At 41.3% G+C, this 21,135-nt stretch carries 20 protein-coding genes; 7 read left to right on the plus strand and 13 right to left on the minus strand.

Annotated features, from left to right (window positions below; translation table 11 throughout):
* Nucleotide 1: 1 nt before the first annotated feature.
* A complete protein-coding gene (locus AM500_RS23060) occupies nt 2-673 on the minus strand; it encodes a hypothetical protein (RefSeq protein WP_053601314.1) in 672 nt (223 codons plus the stop codon).
* 200 nt (nt 674-873) lie between these two features.
* On the opposite strand from AM500_RS23060, the gene AM500_RS23065 reads away from it, so the two are divergent.
* Nucleotides 874-1,860, plus strand: a complete 987-nt coding sequence (locus AM500_RS23065) for a Gfo/Idh/MocA family protein (RefSeq protein ID WP_082347355.1) — start codon at nt 874-876, stop codon at nt 1,858-1,860.
* 58 nt (nt 1,861-1,918) lie between these two features.
* On the opposite strand, the gene mqo is transcribed toward AM500_RS23065, so the two are convergent.
* Nucleotides 1,919-3,439 carry a malate dehydrogenase (quinone) gene (gene mqo, locus AM500_RS23070; RefSeq protein WP_053601853.1) on the minus strand — a complete coding sequence of 507 codons (1,521 nt, stop codon included), beginning with the start codon at nt 3,437-3,439 and terminating at the stop codon, nt 1,919-1,921.
* Between the two features lie 536 nt (nt 3,440-3,975).
* On the opposite strand from mqo, the gene AM500_RS23075 reads away from it, so the two are divergent.
* Complete coding sequence (locus tag AM500_RS23075; RefSeq protein WP_231688200.1) at nt 3,976-4,800, plus strand: SH3 domain-containing protein; 825 nt, start codon at nt 3,976-3,978, stop codon at nt 4,798-4,800.
* 536 nt (nt 4,801-5,336) lie between these two features.
* Here AM500_RS23075 and AM500_RS23080 read toward each other — a convergent pair.
* The 5 genes from AM500_RS23080 to AM500_RS23100 all read right to left on the minus strand — a co-directional run bounded on the left by AM500_RS23080 (nt 5,337) and on the right by AM500_RS23100 (nt 9,513).
* Entirely contained in the window at nt 5,337-5,732 is a 396-nt protein-coding gene (locus tag AM500_RS23080; RefSeq protein ID WP_053601316.1) for a VOC family protein, read from the minus strand.
* 112 nt (nt 5,733-5,844) lie between these two features.
* Complete coding sequence (locus AM500_RS23085; protein WP_053601317.1) at nt 5,845-6,909, minus strand: DmpA family aminopeptidase; 1,065 nt, start codon at nt 6,907-6,909, stop codon at nt 5,845-5,847.
* A 182-nt stretch (nt 6,910-7,091) separates the two neighbouring features.
* Nucleotides 7,092-7,949 carry an SDR family oxidoreductase gene (locus AM500_RS23090; RefSeq protein ID WP_053601318.1) on the minus strand — a complete coding sequence of 286 codons (858 nt, stop codon included), beginning with the start codon at nt 7,947-7,949 and terminating at the stop codon, nt 7,092-7,094.
* A 71-nt stretch (nt 7,950-8,020) separates the two neighbouring features.
* On the minus strand, nt 8,021-8,593 hold the full coding sequence (locus tag AM500_RS23095; protein WP_053601319.1) for a TetR/AcrR family transcriptional regulator: 573 nt from the start codon (nt 8,591-8,593) through the stop codon (nt 8,021-8,023).
* 95 nt (nt 8,594-8,688) lie between these two features.
* Nucleotides 8,689-9,513: an MBL fold metallo-hydrolase gene (locus AM500_RS23100; RefSeq protein WP_053601320.1), complete on the minus strand. Its 825-nt coding sequence runs from the start codon at nt 9,511-9,513 to the stop codon at nt 8,689-8,691.
* Between the two features lie 420 nt (nt 9,514-9,933).
* Between AM500_RS23100 and AM500_RS25680 the strand changes: the two genes are divergently transcribed.
* Together AM500_RS25680 and AM500_RS23105 are read left to right on the plus strand one after the other, a co-directional pair.
* Nucleotides 9,934-10,080 carry a hypothetical protein gene (locus tag AM500_RS25680; RefSeq protein WP_156319885.1) on the plus strand — a complete coding sequence of 49 codons (147 nt, stop codon included), beginning with the start codon at nt 9,934-9,936 and terminating at the stop codon, nt 10,078-10,080.
* Nucleotides 10,081-10,385: 305 nt separating this feature from the next.
* Nucleotides 10,386-10,853, plus strand: coding sequence for a GreA/GreB family elongation factor (locus AM500_RS23105; RefSeq protein ID WP_053601321.1), 468 nt, complete (start codon nt 10,386-10,388; stop codon nt 10,851-10,853).
* A 176-nt stretch (nt 10,854-11,029) separates the two neighbouring features.
* On the opposite strand, the gene AM500_RS23110 is transcribed toward AM500_RS23105, so the two are convergent.
* Nucleotides 11,030-12,274, minus strand: coding sequence for an MFS transporter (locus tag AM500_RS23110; RefSeq protein WP_053601322.1), 1,245 nt, complete (start codon nt 12,272-12,274; stop codon nt 11,030-11,032).
* A gap of 226 nt (nt 12,275-12,500) precedes the next feature.
* Here AM500_RS23110 and AM500_RS23115 point away from each other — a divergent pair, with 226 nt between their 5' ends.
* Nucleotides 12,501-13,529, plus strand: a complete 1,029-nt coding sequence (locus AM500_RS23115; protein ID WP_231688074.1) for a CdaR family transcriptional regulator — start codon at nt 12,501-12,503, stop codon at nt 13,527-13,529.
* 66 nt (nt 13,530-13,595) lie between these two features.
* Here AM500_RS23115 and AM500_RS23120 read toward each other — a convergent pair whose 3' ends face one another.
* Entirely contained in the window at nt 13,596-14,732 is a 1,137-nt protein-coding gene (locus AM500_RS23120; protein WP_053601323.1) for a glycerate kinase family protein, read from the minus strand.
* A 17-nt stretch (nt 14,733-14,749) separates the two neighbouring features.
* Nucleotides 14,750-16,051 carry a GntP family permease gene (locus tag AM500_RS23125; protein ID WP_043931395.1) on the minus strand — a complete coding sequence of 434 codons (1,302 nt, stop codon included), beginning with the start codon at nt 16,049-16,051 and terminating at the stop codon, nt 14,750-14,752.
* Nucleotides 16,052-16,649: 598 nt separating this feature from the next.
* Between AM500_RS23125 and AM500_RS23130 the strand changes: the two genes are divergently transcribed.
* Nucleotides 16,650-16,955 (plus strand): monooxygenase, encoded by a 306-nt coding sequence (locus tag AM500_RS23130; RefSeq protein WP_053601324.1) that lies wholly within the window; start codon nt 16,650-16,652, stop codon nt 16,953-16,955.
* A gap of 116 nt (nt 16,956-17,071) precedes the next feature.
* Here AM500_RS23130 and rlmD read toward each other — a convergent pair whose 3' ends face one another.
* The gene (gene rlmD, locus AM500_RS23135) at nt 17,072-18,445 is read right to left on the minus strand and encodes a 23S rRNA (uracil(1939)-C(5))-methyltransferase RlmD (protein WP_231688201.1); all 1,374 of its coding nucleotides are present in this window, start codon (nt 18,443-18,445) and stop codon (nt 17,072-17,074) included.
* 300 nt (nt 18,446-18,745) lie between these two features.
* Nucleotides 18,746-18,931, minus strand: a complete 186-nt coding sequence (locus tag AM500_RS23140) for a hypothetical protein (protein ID WP_053601326.1) — start codon at nt 18,929-18,931, stop codon at nt 18,746-18,748.
* A 144-nt stretch (nt 18,932-19,075) separates the two neighbouring features.
* Here AM500_RS23140 and AM500_RS23145 point away from each other — a divergent pair, with 144 nt between their 5' ends.
* The gene (locus tag AM500_RS23145) at nt 19,076-19,687 is read left to right on the plus strand and encodes a sugar O-acetyltransferase (RefSeq protein WP_053601327.1); all 612 of its coding nucleotides are present in this window, start codon (nt 19,076-19,078) and stop codon (nt 19,685-19,687) included.
* A gap of 395 nt (nt 19,688-20,082) precedes the next feature.
* On the opposite strand, the gene AM500_RS23150 is transcribed toward AM500_RS23145, so the two are convergent.
* Complete coding sequence (locus AM500_RS23150; RefSeq protein ID WP_053601328.1) at nt 20,083-20,766, minus strand: hypothetical protein; 684 nt, start codon at nt 20,764-20,766, stop codon at nt 20,083-20,085.
* Nucleotides 20,767-21,135 lie beyond the last annotated feature (369 nt).

Consider the following 21,135-nt stretch of genomic DNA (forward strand, 5'->3'; position numbering starts at 1 on the left):
ATTACATTTGCTTACCTTTGTTCTTCGCTTGCTCCCGTTTTTCCTCAGCCTTTTCTTGAGCAGCCTGGGAGACCTCTTTCCCACGGTTAGTTGTAGCTTTTTGTGATGCATTCGGATTGGGTTCAGTTGGCTGGGGTGCAGCAACAGGCTTTGATGCAGGTGTGCTAATAGGTTTAGGTTGCGTGGATGTTGCTGGCTTCGCCGCTGGACTTTTAGTAGTTGCTGGCTCGGTTTTAACAGTTGGACTCTTTGCACTTGCGGCTGCAGGCTTAGTCGTTGCACTCGTCGTACTTGTGGCCGCGGGTTTTGAGACAGTTATTTTAGTTGCTGCCGGTTTGGCGCTGGAAGAGTTAGCCTCAGGACTGCTTTTTAGGGTTGGCCTTAGTCTTTCAGCTGTTTTTGTATTCTTTGCGGAGCTGACCTGTGGCGAAGTAGCTTTTTCCTGGTCAGGCTTGGTTTGATTCTTTTTTGTAGTAGTTGTTGAAGCCTGAGTTTTTTCCAGTTTTGGTTTCTGGCTAAATGTATCAATTTTTTTTAGCCCTTCGGAAAAAGCAATCGCCCTTCCTTTCACTACTTCTTGAGCAGTATCGTTAAATAATAATATGTTAGTGGCAGAAAACGTAACAGCTCCCGCCAGTATCATCGGAAGTGCACCTTTGGTCAGTATCTTCATTTCATTACCCCGTCTTTGTTAAGTTATATTAAAAGAGTTCGGACAAACCCATCCAGATTAAGGGGGTAAATATCGAGTTTTTGTTTTCCCACCACACTTCGCCACTCTTTATAAGTATATGAAACAAAATTTATCTTTCTGTATAATGAATAGCAAATCTCTTTTTCACGGAAATGAATCATCTAAGGGGGAAATTTGGAGTGAAATTTGAAAAAGTCCGTTGGGGAATTATCGGGTGCGGAAATGTTACCGAAGTAAAAAGCGGCCCTGCATTCCAAAAGGTAAAGAATTCAGAGTTGGTTGCAGTTATGCGGAGAACCGGAGAGCTCGCCAAGGATTATGCAAAAAGGCACAATGTCCCTAAGTGGTACGATGATGCTGATGCTTTACTTAACGATCCCGAGGTTAATGCAGTCTATATCGCTACACCTCCTGGCTCTCATAAGGAATATACATTGAAAGCGGCAAAGGCAGGGAAGCCTGTGTATGTCGAGAAACCAATGGCACTTAATTTTTCTGAAAGCAAGGAAATGATTGAAGCTTGCAAGACAGCTGGCGTTCCATTGTATGTCGCCTACTACCGCAGAGCCCAGCCCCGCTTTTTAAAAATAAAAGAGCTGTTGGAAAGTGGTGCAATAGGTGATGTCCGATTTGTCTCAACTACCCAGCATCAAATTCCCTCAGAGGATGTGAAGGACCCAGCCAAACTCCCATGGAGGGTTCAGTCCGAAGTATCAGGTGGCGGATTGTTTTTCGACCTTGCCAGCCACACACTCGACCTATTGAACTTCTTGCTAGGTCCCATCAAGGAAGTACATGGCTTTGCCTCAAACCAGGCAGGCTATTATAAGGCGGAGGATATCGTTACGGGTACATACCGCTTTGAATCAGGAGTTCACAGTGTTGGAAGCTGGTGCTTTACAGCTTTTGAAAATAAAGATGTGAACGAAATAATTGGCAGCAAAGGGAAAATCACCTTTTCTACCTTTGGCACTGAACCAGTTTTATTAACGACAGCAAACGGAAGCGAACAGTGGGACTTTGAACCGCCACAACACGTTCACCAGCCACTTGTCGAAACAGTTGTCAAAGAACTGACAGGAGAGGGCCAGGTATGTCCCAGCACTGGAGAAACCGGCTCACAGGCCAGCTGGGTAATGGATCAAATGACCCAAGGTCAGAAGTAGACTTTCAAAAGACAATAGAACGGGCATCCTCTAGCGGATGCCCGTTCACTATGTTCACCTATGACACGCTTACTCCGGCCACTTGCGACTCGTTGTGTTCACCAAGGCCAAGCGCCTTAGCTGTTGACGCCTCGATTTCCCGGATAAGCTCGGGCCTATTTACCAGCGGCTCTCCAAATGAAGGAATCATTTCTCTAATTTTTGGCGCCCACTCAAACATATGCTGCGGGAAGCATTTTTCCATTACCTCAAGCATGACGTTGACAGCAGTTGAAGCACCAGGAGAAGCACCGAGCAAGGCGGCAACGGACCCATCAGCAGCACTGATAACTTCCGTACCAAATTGAAGTGTTCCTTTACCGCCCGCTTCTGTATCCTTGATTACTTGGACACGCTGGCCTGCAACAACAATGTCCCAATCTTCACTTTTTGCATTAGGAATAAATCCTCTCAGTTCCTCAATGCGTTGTTCCTTGGACAGCATAAGCTGCTGAATCAGATATTTTGTTAAGGGAATATTTTTCGCTCCAGCGGCGATCATCGTCAAAAAGTTACTCGGCTTGATAGACCCTGGAAAATCGAGCATGGAACCGGTCTTCAAAAATTTTGGAGAGAAGCCGGCAAAAGGCCCGAACAGCAGCGATTTTTTATTATTAATAAACCGTGTATCAAGATGCGGGACAGACATAGGAGGTGCGCCAACCGCAGCTTTTCCATAAACCTTTGCATGGTGCTCGGCAATCACTTCAGGATTTTTGCAGACGAGGAATAGCCCGCTTACCGGGAAACCTCCAACATTCTTGCTCTCCGGAATACCTGTTTTTTGCAGCAATGGCAGGCTCCCGCCTCCGGCACCGATAAACACAAACTTTGCGGTATGATGTTCCACGGTACCGCTTTCATGATTTTGTATCTTTAATTGCCACAATCCATCACTTGTCCGTTTTATATCGTTAACCTTATGCTTATAGTGAATATCAACATTTTGTCTCTTTAAGTGGTCAAAAAGAATCCGTGTTAACGCCCCAAAATTGACATCTGTTCCAGAGTCAATCTTTGTTGCGGCAATTGGCTCGTCCGAGCGGCTGCCTTCCATCATAAGCGGAATCCACTGCTCTAGTATATCTGGATCTTCTGTATATTCCATTCCCTGAAAAAGCGGATTATCTGAGAGCGCTTTAAACCGCTTTTTTAAGAAAGATACATCCTTCTCGCCTTTGACGAAACTCATATGAGGCAATTGCCTAATAAAGGCCTGAGGATTATGGATTAAATTTTTATTTACAAGATAAGACCAAAATTGCTTGGAAACACTAAACTGTTCATTGATTTTAACCGCTTTACCAATATCTATTGAACCGTCCGGCTTTTCGACGGTATAGTTAAGCTCGCATAGCGCTGCATGCCCGGTGCCTGCATTATTCCATTCGTTCGAGCTTTCTTCCCCTGCACTATCAAGCTTCTCAAAAACTCTAATCTTCCAATCTGGTGCTAATTCTTTCAGCATTGTTCCTAAAGTCGCACTCATGATTCCGGCACCAATTAAAATAACGTCTGACTTCACTTGTCCGTTACTCATTTCTACCATCCTTCTCCCCTAAGTTTGCAGAAAGGATGTAGGCGCTCCTGCCTTTGTCCCAGCAAGCCGGCGCGGCCTATTAGCACACCTTTTCTGTTTCAATTAAACTTTGAATAGTATATCACAAATTGTAGGAAAATTTAAATATTATGCTATTATAACAGTGGGAAACTAGTAAATTAAGGCTGGTTCTTAAATAAAATATGTGAAGTAAGAGAGTCTTGATTTATAAAGCTTTTGTTGGAGTGGAAGGCGCAAAGTCCCCTGTTCCAGCGAGGTTTAACTCGAAGTTTTCTCTTACATAACGAAAACGGCAGTGTTCTTTAACGTAACCTAAAAAATTAACATACATGAGAGGAAAACCCATTAAGGTTGAGGCTTTAGCTTGCGAATAGACCAATACAGGTTATCTTTTACAACTCACGAAATATATATTAATATTTAAAATATTAAAACTACCTTGCAGGGCGGAGATAAATTTGAATAGCTATTTCTCAAAAACCAGAAAAAAGTTGGCGTGTATTTTCTTGGCGGTTATGTTAATAATCAGTTTTACTGGTCCCCAATCTTCCGTGCAAGCTGCTTCAACGACAGCATTGAAAACCGAAGCAGGTCAATTAATTGTTGTTGAAGCATCCCCAAGGAGCACATCGGCAACTCTGCAAAGGTATGTTAAGAAAAACGGCAAATGGGTGAAATACTCGCCCCCCATTAAAGCTGTAGTGGGAAAATATGGTATTGGAAAATTGAAGGAAGGCGATGGCAAAACACCTGCCGGGACGTATTTATTGGGGACGTCTTTTGGGTGGGGCAAAAAACCTGCTGGATTGAACTATCCTTTTAAAGCGGTATCTAAGTATGACTATTGGATTGATGATGTTAAATCAAAGGATTACAACAAATGGGTGCATTATACAGGAAACCCGGATAAAAGATGGAATTCCTATGAGAAATTAAATCATCCCTTATATAAGTACTCTATCGTGATCCGATACAATGAAAATCCGATTGTAAAAGAGGCCGGCAGTGCAATTTTTCTACATATCAAGTCAAGTTCAACAAAACATACACTTGGTTGTATCGCTGTGAACGAAGGCGACATGCTGAATATATTGAAATGGCTGGATCCAAAAAAGAAGCCAGTGATTGAAATCAAACCAACTTCAATAAAAATAACGGTAATTGTTTTGAATGTCCGTTCCGGCGCTTCTAAAAATCACAAGATAGTAGGCCAGGTAAAGAAAAATAAGGTGTTTACAGTTAAAGATGTTGTTTTAAATTCCCAAAGACAATATTGGCTGAAAATCGAATACGCCAAAGGAAAGTACGGCTGGATCAGTGCAAAATACACAAACTTATAAAAGAAAAAGGATGTGAAAAAGAGCCGGAAAGAAAGACTCTTATTCGCATCCTTTTATCGTGCTGCATGATTGTACTAATTTATTCAGCGCTTTTTCAAGCTGTTCGTCCTTAAGTATTTTCATTTCCTCTTCCACGACACATCAAGAACCCCTTAGACTTTACACAGCCAAATAAAAAAGGCCATAAGAAGACGGTTGCTTCTAACGGCCTGTTCACTCATGAATATAATTTATGGAATTGCGGACAGCAAATAAAGTTAAAAGTGCCCGGCTCCGATAACACATCTGGATGATGTGCCATTCCAATCATTATCATTCCGATTAGTAAGTAAGTTTACCTTCCAATTGCCATGATTCCATAAAGAGCACAACAAAGAAACCTACAGTAATAGGTGTTTTGATACTCCATACAAAATCGATATAACAACTCTTATTCAAATTAAATTAAACATTGATTTTTTTACCTATTGGGATTCCTAAAAAAAATGAGGGCAACCTTCCAAGGAAATTGCCTCTCTTTCACAATTCATTATTACCTATTTTGCATTTTCATCAGGTTGGTGAATCCCGAAAATATTTCCTTCAGGATCTAAATAGTATCCTTGCCATGCCATCCCAGGCAATGCATACTTAGGCAATGCAACCTGGCCGCCATTTTCGAGAATTTTCGCTTCTGTTTCATCGTAGTTGGCTACTCCCATTGTACAAGCAAAACCGTTTAGCGCTTGTCCTGGTTCAGGTGGAGCACCATGGCGCTTCATTAAGGCTCCATCGATTCCAGGTTCATTTTTATCCCCCGTTACCGCCCCAAAGTAAGGCATGCCTGCATACTCGCTCCAATCCTGAAACGACCAGCCGAATACCTCTCCATAAAACTTCATGGCACGCTCCATATCACTTACATGAATCTCAAAATGAACCATTCTTCCCATACCGCCACATCCCCTCCAATTTAAAAATACAACACCTATATACTATTCAGGATAACCACTGCAATTCCCTTCTATAATTAATTGGAGGTTTCTGAAAGGCTCGAGCATTTTCTTATCCTAAGCTAATCGAATACTTCTCTAGCAAGTCTTTTAATGCCGGTCTCGTATTGCCATCTCTTCCTACAACCTGTTCGGCTGTAATCAAGGAATTCAAGACAGCTTCCTCTGTTGCTTCGCCAACAGCCCTGAAGGCGAAATCGATATCTTCCTCATGAATTACTGGTATCGTAAGGTTGCTTTCTGGCTTTTCGTGTGGAATCTTTGTTGCCGTTGAAAATCCGATTATAATTTCGCCGCTTCCTGTTGTAATAATTGACCCGGTTCGGGCGAGCCCAGTGACAGCTCTTTTTAATACCCTGTTTAATTGTCTCTCGGAAAAAGGAAGATCAGTTGCAACGACAACAATGACGGAGCCCTTATCTTCCATATCGCTGGAGCTTTCCATCGCCTTCTCCAATTCTCGGCCAACCCGTTTGCCATTTATCTGAAAGTCACCCATCCTTCCAAAATTCGTTAATACGAGCACTCCCAGGGTATATGTACCATAATCCAAATCAATAAGTCTCGAAGCCGATCCAATTCCACCCTTCATCGAATAGCAAAGCATTCCCCTTCCAGCCCCTGCTGAACCTTCCTCAAATTCCGCAGAAGCATTCTCCAGAGCTTGAATAATATGCTCCTGCTTTACAAACTTTGCTCTTATATCATTCAGGAACATATCATTGCATTCAGCAACTACCGAGTTCACCGTCCCGGTCGTCCTGCCGATTTCAGGGTTCCCTTCCAGCATATAGTCAATCAATGAGTCCGCGGCGGTTCCTACACTTAAGGTATTCGTGAGGATAATTGGCGTCTCCAACGTCCCAAGCTCCGCTATCTGAATCGTGCCGATTGTTTTTCCAAACCCATTAATCACATGACTGGAGGCAATTAGCTTCTCTTTAAACATATTCCCAGGATGAGGCAAAATAGCGGTGACGCCAGTCTGCATATCTTTATCGCTCAAGGTTACATGCCCTACCATCACCCCGGCGACATCCGTGATTGCATTATGACGCCCGGGCTCCATGGTACCGATTGTAACTCCAAAATCCCTGATTCTTTTCTGGTTTAGCATAAAACCTCACCTCTTCCTTCATTCACTATAGCTAAACAAAACTCCCACTAACTTCAGCCATGACCCACCACTTTTAATACTTTACCCGGGAGGCTGATGTTTTAATATGGCTGGAAACGGAACTCTTATTATAGGAGCAAATTCCTGAAGAACGCCGTAATCCTCCGCTTCCTCATTTACCTTTAAGATATGAAGCAGTTTATATTTGTTCTGGCAAACTCCTTGAAGGAACGCGGCTGTCTCCCTGTCAGCTTTACAAAATCATCTGTTACCGCTTCTGCCGTTCCCATCCTCGTCATAAAATACAAGGCTACGGTCACATTCACATAATCTTTGGGGAGGCCACGTTTTTTTATATAATGGCTCCGATATTTCAAGTAGCCAGGTTTTCTGTAGGTAATTTCCCTGCCTGTCACCTTGCTCAAAATATTTGCAACTTCGTAGTAATCCAGTGCTTCTTTACCTGTTATCGTATAGGCAGTATTTTTGTATTTTCCCGGATTGTTCAGCAAGGTTGCGGCAGCCAAGCCAATGTCCTCGGCATCGATGAAACTAGTTTTGCTTTTTCCAGCGGGGACGAAGATTTGGTCCATCTCCCTAATTTCAACAGAATGAATACCGGACAAATTTTGCATAAAGAAGCCCGGACGTACATGGGCATAAGGAAGGCCAAATGCTTCTATATATTTTTCGATCTTATAATGCGGCGGGATGGTATTCTTTTCGATACCCATTAATGATAAAAAGGATACAAGTTTAATAGAATGCTGTTTCATCGCATCAATGAATGGATATAAATCCTCAGGCTTTCCGAGATGTGGTGGCCTGATCAGGAAGACCCTGTCTACCTCTTCCAACGCCAGTTCGTACGTTTCTGTTTTGGTAAAATCAAAAGAGACCGTATCCACTTCTCCCTGAAACAAACTGCTTAATTTTTGTGGATTCGTCCCCGCAGCAACCACGTCTTCCCCCATCTTCAACAATTCTTTAACAACATAACGGCCGACATTCCCAGTTGCGCCAGTAACTAAAATCTTCATAGATACCCTTCTTCCGGCTTTTTGTACTGTTAGACCAGTCTATATATTTTTTGGTAAAATTAAATTCCAGCCTATTTATAAAGGAGAACTGGAATTTGTTTCGCAGCCATTCTTAATGGCAGACTATTACCCATCGTAAACGACAGCAGGAATGCACCTTCAACCATCGAGTTAATAACAATCCCAAGCTCTTTTGCCCGGCTGGCTTCAAAACCAGAGCCAATCAGCTTTTGCTCGAATAAATCCTGATACGTTGCATACGCCGTCTGGCATGCTATTCGTAGAGGTTCACTAGTTAGTGATGTTTCAAGGGCAATCGCTGCAATCGGAACGCCTCCCTTGCTGCCTTCCTTTTCAAACCGTTCTGCCATCATTTCTAAAAAACTCTGAATAGCGGTTACGGCATCAGTGGATTCGGCTAGGCCATCCTTTATATGCCCAGACACACGTGAAGCAGTCAATTCTACCGATTCAACCGCAAGCTGTTCCTTGCCATTTGGAAAATGATAATACAGCGACCCTTTAGGAGCACCGCTCTCTTTTGTTATCTGATTTAACCCCGTTCCATGGTAGCCTTGCAGCTGGAAAAGCCGCGATGCCGTTTCGATTAATTTATCTTTCGAATTTCCTTTTGTCTCAGTCATTAGCTATACCTCATTCTCAAATTATACCAATCAGTCTACATACATTATAATCAAAAAACAACCCCAGGGTCAAAAGGAAGCAAGGACTGCTTCCTTTAAACGGTTATCCCTGCTTGTTGATTAAGAATAGAATGGACAATATGAATTGAGTTCCATTCTCCTCTAGAAAAGTACATAATAGGGTATCGTTTTGGAAATAGTAGTTTGTGGATTTCTGCAGGTGGTTTCCCTTCTTGATGCAGCTTTAAGACTGTTCCCTGCAGGTTCAATAAATACTCCAACTTTCTTTTCAAGGCCAACCGCCCATTGTCCAAATAGCCAGCATGGCAGCAAAAGACATCTTCGAAATCAAAGGTTAAGATTTTTTTCAATGATTCAATAATCTCAGGGATACTTTCCTCACGCAAAATAACCTTTGTCCTTTCCTGGCAATAAAGGTCCCCAGTAAATAACTGTCCTGTCTCTTCATTCAAAAAGCAAAGATGATCAATCGCATGTCCCGGTGTTTTAATGACTTTCCAAGTTGCATGGGCAGAGTGAAATGTCCCACCTAAAGGCTCCGCACGAAAAGCCCGGCGCTTTCCCCAAAACAATTGGCGGTAAAGCGGATATTCCGGATGCTTCATGCACGCTTCAATCTTGCTGCCATCCATGTAAAGTGGAAGTTGAAGATTATCTTGCAGGAAGGCTGCGCAACCTGTATGGTCTTCGTGATGATGCGTGATGATGGCCTTATCAATCCTAAACTGTTTGAAAAAGGGCTTAAAATACTTTTCCAATGATTTCCCTCCGGTATCAATCAACACACTATCTATAAAAAAGCTATGAACATTCAGCTTAACACCCTGAAAGGATATCGTTCCATTGCCCATTGTTACACCATTCACAGTCTTTTGAGCAAATTCCTTCTTAAACAGCATGCTATCCCCCCTGTACTCCGTTAAATTTATGTATACCATTTCCACCAAACCGACCAGGCAAAATACAACCTTTAAATTCAGGAATAAAGTTTTATTTATTCTAACATAAAATGAATGGTTATTCATTTTATGTTGATACTCCGGCCAAGACCCCATGTTTTAGCACATTTGATGATTTTTAGGTTAGGGAACGCCACTTAAAAAAATCCCACTCCAACAAATGGGAGGACAGTAAACATTCATAAGCAATGAATGACAACTCGGGTGTACGAAGGCATCAAGATATCATTCATAAAGCCGATGAATGACAACTCGGGTGTACAAAGGCATCAAGATGTCATTCATAAAGCCGATGAATGACAACTCGGGTGTACGAAGGTATCGAGATGTCATTCATAAAGCCGATGGATGGCAACTCGGGTGTACAAAGGCATCAAGATGTCATTCATAAAGCCGATGAATGACCACTCGGGTGTCCAAGACATCAAGATGTCATTCATAAAGCCGATGAATGACAACTCGGGTGTACGAAGGCATCAAGATATCATTCATAAAGCCCATGAATGACAACTCGGGTGTACAAAGGCATCAAGATGTCATTCATAAAAGTGATGAGCAACAACTCGGGCAACTTTACTGAAGGAGGAATTGCCTTCTAGCCTCTAGTTTTTCCAAACATCCCCAAATGTAACTGTTTACATGATATATCTTCCAATCTGTGATAAAATAGTCCTAATATCTTTCCAAAATAAAGGGGCCATGCTATGTCTCCCTTATTGAGCGGAAGATATCATTTTTTTAGGAGGCGATATGAATGAAAATGTTCATGAAATTTTGTAAGAAGTTCAATCCAAGCCAGGGGGTTATCTACTATGAACCATAGTCAGCTCCTTAGCAAAGAATACTTCATACAACAGTTGGTTTACATTGATGAAAATATCAAGGAATTGACCCATCATTATTTATCTTCCACTCCAGTTGACGAGCGGAAGAAGGACTTTTATAATACTTACTCACTTGAAGTTGAGAACTTAATAAAAGAAAATCAACGGAATGATAGTATTTCATCTTTCCAAAAAGTATTCATCGGGACAAAGGTCACAGTTATGTATGATGATGACAACGAAACAGAGGATTATATCATTTGTTACCCTGACGAGTCGGACCCGGATTCGGGAAGCATATCCTTTTTGTCCCCGGTAGGCAGGCAGCTTTTGCTGAAGAGTGTTGGTGAAAAGGTGGCACTTAAAGTTCCAACAGGGGTGCTTTCGGTAACTATTAAGGAAATTGAGTTCGCAGGGCAAGCCTTGGAATTGGAAAGCACATTGAAGGAAGCATGAGCAGCGGCTCATAGCTTTTTTAGCATGGCAGCCTTCCCGACTGATGCGATATTGCATTAACAGGAAAATAAAACATCCCTATTAAAAAGCAACGATACCCCGACTGGATCGTTGCTTTTTTCATTTTTCCGCCCGGCAAACGAGAACCTTCCCTATTCTTCCCTTTGTCGGTTTGTTCAATTTTCTTTCAGCACGGGTTCCCCTGCCTTCATCAGAGTTTTGTTCCGGCCTAGAAGAACCGCTAATAAAACAATGAATATCCCGGTTCCGGAGAGGAGCCATTCTATTTTGATAATGTCTGCGATGGGGCCAAATATCAGCATGCCAATCGGCATCATTGAGGTCGAAATCATCCCCATCACGCCAAACACTCTCCCTAAATAATTCTCTTCGATTTTTTCCTGTAAAAGAACCATGGTTGGTGTATTGAAAATTGGCATGGTTACTCCAAAAACAGCCATGAAAACCAGATACAGCCAAAAGACCGGTACAACCCCAAGCGCAAATGTGCAAACTCCCATGATGATACTTGAAAACGCCATTGTTTTAACCCGATTCGAAAATCCTCCCCAGGCTGCAATGATACCTCCACCAGCCATCATCCCTATGGACCAGGCAAGCTCAATGGCGGTTAGTCTCCATACATCATTACCGAAGCTGCGAGTAACCTGCAACGGTGTCAAAAATGCCGCTGGGGCCATTAATACAAAGAAGACCGCGAAGAAAAGAAAAAACGACTTTAGATACTGATGATTGTTGATATAGTGCAAGCCCTGTTTAAAATCATTTAAATAACTAGTTGTTTGCTTCTCCTTTGCCTTCTCATGGACAGACACTTTTAAGAATAAGAGCAAGGTAACAATAGCAATGGCCGCGGTGATAACATCAATAAAGAAGATAATTTCAAGGGATGCCATTGCCAGCAACGCCGCACTGACCATCGGAGAAACGAACATGATGACAGCCTGAATTGTTCCATTGATTCCATTCACTTTTGTCAGCTTATCCTTTGGGACGATTTGCGGTAAAATTGCTCCAACAGCTGGTGTTTGAATCCCTGTACCAAACGCACGTACAGCAGCCATTACAAACAGCAGCCACACATCGTCATATCCCATTAGGAACAGGATGGCAAGAATGAGTGTCGCCATTGCAATGAGTCCATCCGCCAACACAATCAGTACTTTCCGGTTAAAGCGGTCCGCCCACACACCTGCAACCGGAGACAAAATAAATGTTGGAATAAAGCCGCAGATGATATACAACGTCATCATAACACCGGACTCAGTCGTTAATGTAATATGCCACATAATAGCATACTGAACCAGTGAGGACCCAAACAGAGATATAGTTTGGCTTGATAAAAAGAGAACGATATTCCTAAACCAATTGTCCTTATGGTCATTTGTTTCTCCGTTCATAGTTAACACTCATTTCCTTCAAATTGTAGTAGTGAAATGGTACCCTTTATCCACAAGCTTTGCAACTGCAAATTGCACCTGTACCTGCATTTAATTTTTCCCGCGGCCTGTCCCGCAGCCAGCGAATTTGGAACTACACTGAGAACCGAACGGCCTCTTAGGTTATATTGAAAAAAACGTTGGTAATGCTACAATTTAATCAGGTGGAACAAAAGGAGTTAATCCATTGAATATATTAAGACAATCCCTGGCCCAAAATATTGTAGATAAGATGATGAAGGATATTCCGTATAATATAAATATTATGGATCGAACCGGAATTATCATTGCAAGCGGAAATAAAGAAAGGATTGGCACGCTTCACCATGGTGCTGTTGAGGCGTTAAAACAAGGAAAAACGGTAGAAATCTATAAGGATGGGAAATTTGTAAAGAAGGGCATTAACCTGCCAATTGAATTAATTGGAATGATTGTTGGCGTGGTTGGAATAAGCGGCGAAGTAGAAGAAACAAGGCCTTTTGGAAACCTTGTGAGATCAACCGCAATTTTATTAATCGAGCAAAACCATGCATTGGAAAAAGAAAACCTGGAAAAAAATTTAAAACAGGAGTTTTTCCAATCCATTACCGATCCAGAAACAATTTATACTAAAGAATTAACCGAACAGGCATTATCCTACAATATCAAGCTAAACGAACCCTCCCAAATTGTATATGTAGAATTACCGTATGATTTTGATAAGGATCGTATTAAGAATTTCCATTCTTTTAGGCTATCAAGCAGCGCGATTTGCTTTATAGTACAGGATCAAACTAAAACTCACTCTTTGCAAGAACAGATTGATAGCAATTATCCTGATGCTCTTTCTTCAATTAGCAATATAAATGATAAAATTTCCGATGGATTTCTACAGGCCAAATCTGCAATGCGTGTATTAAAAGGTGTTTATCCGAATGAAAGATTCATTTCCTATGCGAAGTGCGAATTTATCGCCGACCTAGCCTATATGGAAAAAAGCGATACAAAATCTGAGAGACTCATCCATTTACTAGAACCACATGATGAACTGATCAAAACTCTGCAGATTTATCTTAGCTGTAACATGAACTTAAACGAAACGGCCAGCAACCTTATCATCCATAGAAATACATTAAACTACAGATTAGACAGGATTTTTAAAATCACCGGCAAAGATCCAAAAAACATATTGGATCTCGTAGAATTGATTTTTATGCTGATTCATCGAGTAAAATGAAATGAGGCTGCCCAAAGCTTTAGGACAGCCTCTTTCCATTTTATATTAGTCTAATTAATGAGCACCTTATTTCAACAATCGAGCAATGCTTTCAGATGTTCTGGCAACATTGGCTTGCCCTTCTGCCAATAAGGTCTCAATGTCCGCTGCTCCCGGTACAATTCCAAAAATAGCGTCAAAGCCTTCATTGTATAATGTTTCTACATCCTGCCCAATATAACCAGCAAGTGCGATCACTTTGATATCGCTATTGACACTCTTGGCTGCCTGAGCAACACCAAATGGCGCCTTTCCAAATTTCGTTTGGAAATCGATGCCGCCTTCACCTGTAAAGCAGTAATCGACATCCTGAAGCTTTTCTTTTAGATTTGTATACTCAATGACAATTTCGATGCCTTTTTTCATTGTAGAATTAGTGAAAGCAAGAAGTCCTCCGCCAAGGCCGCCTGCACCGCCTGCACCAGGGACATCGACCATGTCGACCCCAATCTGCTCTTTTACGATTTTAGCGTAATGCCTTAAATTATTGTCCAATAGTTGAACCATCTCAGTAGTCGCACCCTTTTGCGGCCCGAAAACTGCTGAGGCACCACGCTCGCCGCATAATGGGTTTGTAACATCCGAGGCAACCAGGATTTTGATATTTTTCAATTCAGGGATTACATTGGATGAATCAATTGTTTCAAGATCTCCTAAATATCCACCTCCGAGGGGCAGTTCATTCCCTTCCTTATCCAGGAACTTGAATCCGAGAGCCGCTGCCATTCCAGTACCGCCATCATTTGTTGCACTTCCGCCAATACCAAGGATGATCTCGGTAATGCCTTGTTCAATACAAGCCCTGATAAGCTCACCTGTACCAAATGTTGTTGTAATCATAGGATTCTTCGTTTCTTTCGTCACGTAGTGAATCCCGCTCGCAGATGCCATTTCAATAACACCTGTCCTGCCATCTCCTAAAATGCCGTACTGGGCGGTAACTGGTGTGCCAAGTGGGCCAGTTACTTCTTTTTGAATTAATGTCCCGCCAGTTGCATCAACCAGCGACTGAACGGTGCCTTCACCGCCATCTGCCATTGGTACATAGATGCATTCAGCATCTGGGATTGCTCGTTTTATGCCAATTTCCATTGCCTCACAAACTTCTTTGGCTGTCATGCTTTCCTTAAATGAATCAGGAGCCAATAAAAAAGTTTTCCCCATGGTTATCACTCCTTTTTTTATAGAATAAACCCGAACAAGATTACAGCTACAATTGTCATTGTTAAACCAACGATGCTTTCATATCCGACAACTTTCATTCTCTCTTTCATGCTCATGTTCATGGCATTTCGTGTCACGTGGAAGTAAGTTCCGTGTGGCAAGTGGTCTATTACTGTAGCACCTGCATGTGTCATAACTGCCGCAGAAAGTGGTGCAACTCCAGTTTCAAGTATTGCATCCGAGAACGAGCCAGTAGCCAGGATAACACCAGTTGATGTGGAAGCTGTCGCTGCTGCCATCAAAATACCTGCAATTGGTGCAAGGAACGTACCAGATATACCTGAAGTCTCAACCAAGCTAACAACTTGGGCTGGAAGATCCGAAGATGTAATTAATCCGCCAATTGCACCCGCCCCAATGATGATGAGGATGGTTGGTGTCATTTTATTTAATCCGGAAGTACTAAAATCCAAGAATTGTTTTCTTTTACCCAGAGCAATCGTACCAACTAACCCCGCAAACGGCAGGATAAACAATGAGTCGATTTTCAATTCAGCAAGAGCATCGATTCCAAGCATTGATCCGATAGGGCTCATCATTAAAAGAACAATAGCAATGATGGGAGTGACAAGGGCTTTTGATAATGCCGGCAAATTCGTGGAACTAGCCTTTTCCAATTCAGCTGCTTCCTCATCCGATACCTTTGTACCTTTATACTTAATAATTGACGCGATAATAACAGTTACAACGACTCCGAAAACAGCAGGAACAAAACCACCGATCATGACTTGGTTAACGTCAAGATCAAACCCGCCTGCTGCCGCAATCGTATTCGGATTGGGAGAGATAATGTTACCTGCTTTACCACCGCCAGATAAAGCTACAAGTAAGGCGATTTTGGAATAACCCATTTTGTTACCGACAGACAATGCGATTGGTGCAACAATCAGAACAGCAACAGGAATGAATACACCTACTGCGGTAATAATCATCGTAGCCAATGCCAGGGACAGCATCGCTTTTGTCCCACCGAGTTTTTCTACAATCGCTTTTGCAATGCTTTCCGCTGCTCCCGATTCCATCATGACACCAGCAAAAACACCAGCAGCGATTATCCTAATAACTGTACCTTGTACACTTTGAGTTCCTGAAACTAGAATGGAGACTACCTCTGAAAAGTTGGCACCGCCGATGAAAGCGCCAACAATTGCTCCTAAAATTAAGGAATACGTTGGAGCGAGTCTAAACAAAATCAAAATAATTGCAAGCGCCAGACCAAGTAAAGCGCCAACCCAGCTAATATCTATTGATGCTGCCATATAAATTCCTCCTACTCCTCATGTTGTTGTTTAGAATGATAAATCTTTCTTAAAATTGAAATTGCAGTTCTGCATTCTATATCATTGCTTTATAATTTTGCACAAGGAACTGATTCGTTGCTAGAATTTAACAAGATTTAAGATGCCCCCTATCAGTCTTACTATAAAAGCCCTTTCATAGAATACGCTTTCATTATAGGCTTAAATTTACTTTTCAACTATTGACGCTTTAACAAAAATCATTGTGCAAATGCACTAAATTATTCATCTTTGCGGTAATATTTAAACTCTGTGATTTCTTTTTCAGTCCCCTGTAAGAGCAGATTCGGAGCATAACACCGACTGAAGAAAAAACCTAATCTACAAAAAGACATCCGAAAGTCCATCTTTTTTCAACATTTTCTTCAATGTGTTGTATAAACAACAAAACACATAAACTATTGGTTTTGGTGGACTTTATTATTGGATAAAATTCAATTGCAAAGCAAATCATAGTTTTTGCTTCATTAAAGGCAAATTGATAATCATTCAACGGAGCATTAGCAAGTAAATGAAATCCGAGAATTTAACACCTACTAATTTAAAAAGGAGAATGACAATGGCATATGTTTTACAAGTGGATTTTAAAATGAATGGACCATTCGGAGATGAAATGGCAGGGGCGTTCTCTGATTTAGCGAAGAGCATTAATGAAGAGGATGGCTTCATGTGGAAAATTTGGACAGAACGTCCTGAAACAAATGAAGCAGGCGGTATTTATATTTTTGAAACAAAAGAAACAGCTGAAAAATATATCGATATGCATTCCAAGAGATTAGCGGGATTTGGCATAACAGAAGTCAACTCAAAAATCCTTGCAATTAATTCTAAACTTACTGAGATTACTAATGGTCCGGTAAAGTAAATTCTTACTTAAATAGCTTTGCCTTTGAAGAGTTTTCGCTTTTGCAACTAAATAATGCGAATTATCCATCACCAAAATTTCATTACAGAAAACATAAAAAGGCAACGACCCGAGGGTCAGTTGCCTTCTTTCCGTATCAATTTCGCAACAGCTTCAACATGAACGGTGTGTGGAAAAAGATCAACTGGCTGAACTACCTCAAGGGTATAGCCGAATTGTTCAAGTTCCTTAATATCAGTAGCAAATGTATCTACATTACATGATACATAGACAATTCGTTCTGGTTTAGCCCGTCCAATTCTCCTCATTACCTTTCCGCCAGCACCTGACCTTGGCGGGTCGAGCAGCAATAGCTCCGGCCTTCCAAAGCTCTCAAGTATTTCGTCAATTCCTTTTCTCGCATCCTTTGCGAGGAAGGTTGTGTTATTAATTCCATTATCCGCAGCATTGCGCTTAGCGGATTCAATGGATGTCTCAACTATTTCTATGCCTGCGAGTTCCCCTACTCTATTCGCAAACGGAAGGGAAAATGTTCCGACACCACAGAACAAATCAATCATTTTCTCCGACTTTTTCGGCTGGCCCATTTCGATTGCCAGTTCAACCAGCTTTTGCGCCTGGGTCGGATTCGTCTGGAAAAAGGTATCAAACCAAAGGCGGAAACGGTAGCCATCCATTTCATCATAAATGAAATCGCGCCCAGCCAGGATATGGCTCTTTTCTGATTGAGTACGGTCAGCCCAATCGGTATTTTCAAGCCATAATAAGCTTTTTACTTGAGGGAACTTTTCAGTAATTCGCGTTACTAAATCATCAGCCGCCACTTTCAAATGAGCATCCGGTGCCTCAGTCGCAAACAGAGCAAGCATCATTTCACCTGTTACAAATGATTGTCGAACCATCAAGTGGCGCAGCAAGCCTTCATGCAAGTCCTTATTATACCCGCTCAATTGATGATTTTTTGCCCAATCGGCAACTTCCATCGATGCCTCGACCATCTCTTTACCTGCAATCAAACACGTTTCAAGTGAAATGATCTTCCGGAAATTCCCTTGTTCATGCAAGCCAAGTGTCCCGTCCGGAGCAAACGTGAACTCCATCTTATTGCGGTAATGCCAGGGATTGTCCATTCCGATAGTATGGAAGACTAAATTTGGATCGAAGCCCTGCGATTCTATCGCTTGTTTCACATGATTCGTCTTTTGTTTTAACTGACCTTCGTATTCCCAGTGCTGCCACACGCATCCGCCACATTTTTCAAAATGCGGACATGGAGGGGCTGTTCTTTCAGGATGAGTCTCCAATATTTCATTTGGTAGTGCTCTCCATCTTCTTTTTTCAGGCCTGTCCACTGTTACACTCACTTTTTCGCCAGGGAGAGTAAGGGGAATTGTCAGTTTCAACTTCTTTAAGTTGCCATGTTCATTTTCACGCCAGATAGCAGCCTGGCCCGAACCCTTCTCATCCAACCGGTGGATGTCCGCAACCATTGTTTCAGCATTGATTGTCAATCGGTTCTCCTCCTTCATTCATTTTCACACTTCTATTAAAAGAGCCTCTTACGGCGCTAAAATTTTTGACACACTTCACCTAGTATAAAACAGAATAACAAATTATTAAACACCTAGTAGATTTTAACATATCATTCAGGATTGAAAAAAGGAGTAGGAGTTTCCATTCAACTTCCACCAAAAAACTGCATCCTTAAATAAAGGAATGCAGTTTGCTAAATTATATATAGTCTAACTCAATAATTTTTCCGACCTAGCCAACCAAGGATCTGAACATGGCTAATTGAATTTATTCGATATACCACTTTCCTTCAATAATTCATACGCTTCTGTCTGTTTCTCATCTTTAATTTGAAATTCAAGGGTGCTATCAACAATTTTGGCACACCTGCCGCCGAATGGCTTGAGCATTTCTTTTATTTCTTTTATTTCCACAGAATTTTTTAATGGGTAATTTACTTTCATCTACTATCCACCTCCTAAAACTATTATAGAAAAACAAAAATATCCGAAATATAATAAACCTTACAAATAGAAATAATGGCTATTCATTTACCTTGAGCACATCAATCAGATTGAGATACTATTCAATAAAGGAATTGATTATATATGTCCATTAAGGATAAGATGAAAAGCGGGAAATTGTATTACGCGAACGATGAAGGTTTGATGAAAGAGCAGATGCAATGTTTGGACGTATTGTATGACTTTAACCATACCAGGCCTTCCGAGGTAGAAAAGAGAGAGAGGATTTTAACCGAATTGTTTGCTGAAGTAGGCACCAACGTCTATATTGAACCTCCACTTCATGCAAACTGGGGGCGGCATACACATATAGGAAATGATGTCTACGCCAATTTCAACCTGACATTGGTAGATGACACCGATATCTATATAGGCAATAATGTACTTATTGGACCAAATGTAACGATTGATGCGGGGACTCATCCGATTCATCCTGAATTACGGAGAAATGCTGCCCAGTTTAACCTCCCAGTAGTTATTGAGGATAATGTTTGGATTGGCGCAGGTTCCATTATCCTGCCTGGAGTCCGAATTGGAGAAAATTCAGTGATCGGTGCTGGCAGTGTCGTTACCAAGGACATTCTAGCAAATGTTATAGCCGTGGGAAGCCCTTGCAGGGTAATGCGGAAAATCAATGAACGTGATCTGGAATATTATCATAAAGATATGAAAATAGATGAAAAGGATTTACTCTAAACACCCCTTCTCTTACATAATTTTAAATCACAGGTGATTTCAAAAGTCGAGGTGCTAAATAGATTGAATGACAATGGTATTATCTAATGTTGTCGAATTTTTGTTAATCAAACGTTTGATTAAATTTGATTGGGGCCTTGAGAAGACAGGATATGTAGATGTCGAAAAAGATCCGCGGATTTTGTGTCCCAATATAAAATGTCCATCTAAAAATGCATTCAGTTTTTAACTTGAGTGCATTTTATTGTGTTCCTTTTTGCGTGACATAGCAGTAGTTGTTTTAATAAATGTCGTCGAAACTGCTATCCAGCCAGCAGCAAAACAAAGGCACCTTCTCCCCGAAGTGCTCATGGGGTCAGGCACCTATATCATGGAAGCACTGATATCCTGCTTCTCTATTTAATTTTCTGCTGGATGTTCGTGTAAGAAATTTCGATATTTCCGGGAAGAACAAACAGATAATCAATTAAGCTCTCCAGAAGATCCATTAGATAAGCAGCAGTCTCATCATCCAAATCCTTTTCTAGCTCCAAAATTTGATAAAAAGGATTGTCGGGATGAAGAAGCTGGTCAAGATAACGGATAGGCTTCACTAAGTCCAAATTTTCCAGAATCCGTTCTGTTTGCCCGGAAATAGGCTCGCCATTTCCCCCTGCAAAGTGCTTAAAAATGCTTTCAATAACACGTTTTGACATCACCGCTGTGGCGGCATTATCCTTCCACTGATATATATTTAATGCTGAGCGGTAGGCCCTGACTAAATCTGGAGGTATGTCCGGCAGTTTATCTAATTGGTTGATTGGTTGTTTGGAAGACCGGGGGTCATAGATATAAACATCTATATCACTGCCTATGTCATCTGGAACATCTTTTAAAATCATAGAAAATGTGGATTCCTTTTTGCAGGATGAGCACGAGCCTTCTGTTAAAAAACCATTTTTGCCAGCCTGATAATTTGCTTTGATTGAAAAATTGCTTGTTTTTCCACACTTGGGACAAGCTGTTTGAATGTTGTTTGGAACTTTGGAATGTCCATAATGGCTATAAGAGATAATAGAGCTTTTCCTAATTCTTCTCATATGACCCTCCAGTTTTCATAAGACTCTGACAAAATAAAGAAAATTCCGTCTATTATGTTCATTATATTCCCTCTTAAGTATAAATAAATGCATACAAAGTGGCATTTATGGACTGAGAAATGAAGAATTGTACTACTAAAGTACCTAGTTACCAAATATGCATAGGCCTTTTCGCGTTCCACATCAAATAAATTTAGATTTTTAGTTCATTTAATATAGTCTCTTAAACTCTATGTTTTTAAGGATTCTCCCAGTTCCATTTCCCAACACTCAACTTGAAATACAGTGTAACAATCAAAAAAACAACAAGGGCATACCCGAATACGGTTACCCTGGGTCTTCCACGAAATTCCCCTCTCACCCTTCCCT

Source organism: Bacillus sp. FJAT-18017 (assembly GCF_001278805.1).
Taxonomy (GTDB): domain Bacteria; phylum Bacillota; class Bacilli; order Bacillales; family Cytobacillaceae; genus Bacillus_D.

What these genes read in the sequence shown, in the direction of transcription:
- AM500_RS23105 (WP_053601321.1), top strand. Translation starts at nt 10,386, where the DNA reads ATGAACCATAGTCAGCTCCTTAGCAAAGAATACTTCATACAACAGTTG.
- AM500_RS23145 (WP_053601327.1), top strand. Translation starts at nt 19,076, where the DNA reads ATGTCCATTAAGGATAAGATGAAAAGCGGGAAATTGTATTACGCGAAC.
- AM500_RS23150 (WP_053601328.1), bottom strand. Translation starts at nt 20,766, where the DNA reads ATGAGAAGAATTAGGAAAAGCTCTATTATCTCTTATAGCCATTATGGA.
- AM500_RS23140 (WP_053601326.1), bottom strand. Translation starts at nt 18,931, where the DNA reads ATGAAAGTAAATTACCCATTAAAAAATTCTGTGGAAATAAAAGAAATA.
- mqo (WP_053601853.1), bottom strand. Translation starts at nt 3,439, where the DNA reads ATGAGTAACGGACAAGTGAAGTCAGACGTTATTTTAATTGGTGCCGGA.
- AM500_RS23085 (WP_053601317.1), bottom strand. Translation starts at nt 6,909, where the DNA reads ATGCTAAACCAGAAAAGAATCAGGGATTTTGGAGTTACAATCGGTACC.
- AM500_RS23130 (WP_053601324.1), top strand. Translation starts at nt 16,650, where the DNA reads ATGGCATATGTTTTACAAGTGGATTTTAAAATGAATGGACCATTCGGA.
- AM500_RS23100 (WP_053601320.1), bottom strand. Translation starts at nt 9,513, where the DNA reads ATGCTGTTTAAGAAGGAATTTGCTCAAAAGACTGTGAATGGTGTAACA.
- AM500_RS23110 (WP_053601322.1), bottom strand. Translation starts at nt 12,274, where the DNA reads ATGAACGGAGAAACAAATGACCATAAGGACAATTGGTTTAGGAATATC.
- AM500_RS23095 (WP_053601319.1), bottom strand. Translation starts at nt 8,593, where the DNA reads ATGACTGAGACAAAAGGAAATTCGAAAGATAAATTAATCGAAACGGCA.
- AM500_RS23125 (WP_043931395.1), bottom strand. Translation starts at nt 16,051, where the DNA reads ATGGCAGCATCAATAGATATTAGCTGGGTTGGCGCTTTACTTGGTCTG.
- AM500_RS23090 (WP_053601318.1), bottom strand. Translation starts at nt 7,949, where the DNA reads ATGAAGATTTTAGTTACTGGCGCAACTGGGAATGTCGGCCGTTATGTT.
- AM500_RS23120 (WP_053601323.1), bottom strand. Translation starts at nt 14,732, where the DNA reads ATGGGGAAAACTTTTTTATTGGCTCCTGATTCATTTAAGGAAAGCATG.
- AM500_RS23060 (WP_053601314.1), bottom strand. Translation starts at nt 673, where the DNA reads ATGAAGATACTGACCAAAGGTGCACTTCCGATGATACTGGCGGGAGCT.
- AM500_RS23075 (WP_231688200.1), top strand. Translation starts at nt 3,976, where the DNA reads ATGTTAATAATCAGTTTTACTGGTCCCCAATCTTCCGTGCAAGCTGCT.
- AM500_RS23080 (WP_053601316.1), bottom strand. Translation starts at nt 5,732, where the DNA reads ATGGGAAGAATGGTTCATTTTGAGATTCATGTAAGTGATATGGAGCGT.
- rlmD (WP_231688201.1), bottom strand. Translation starts at nt 18,445, where the DNA reads ATGGTTGCGGACATCCACCGGTTGGATGAGAAGGGTTCGGGCCAGGCT.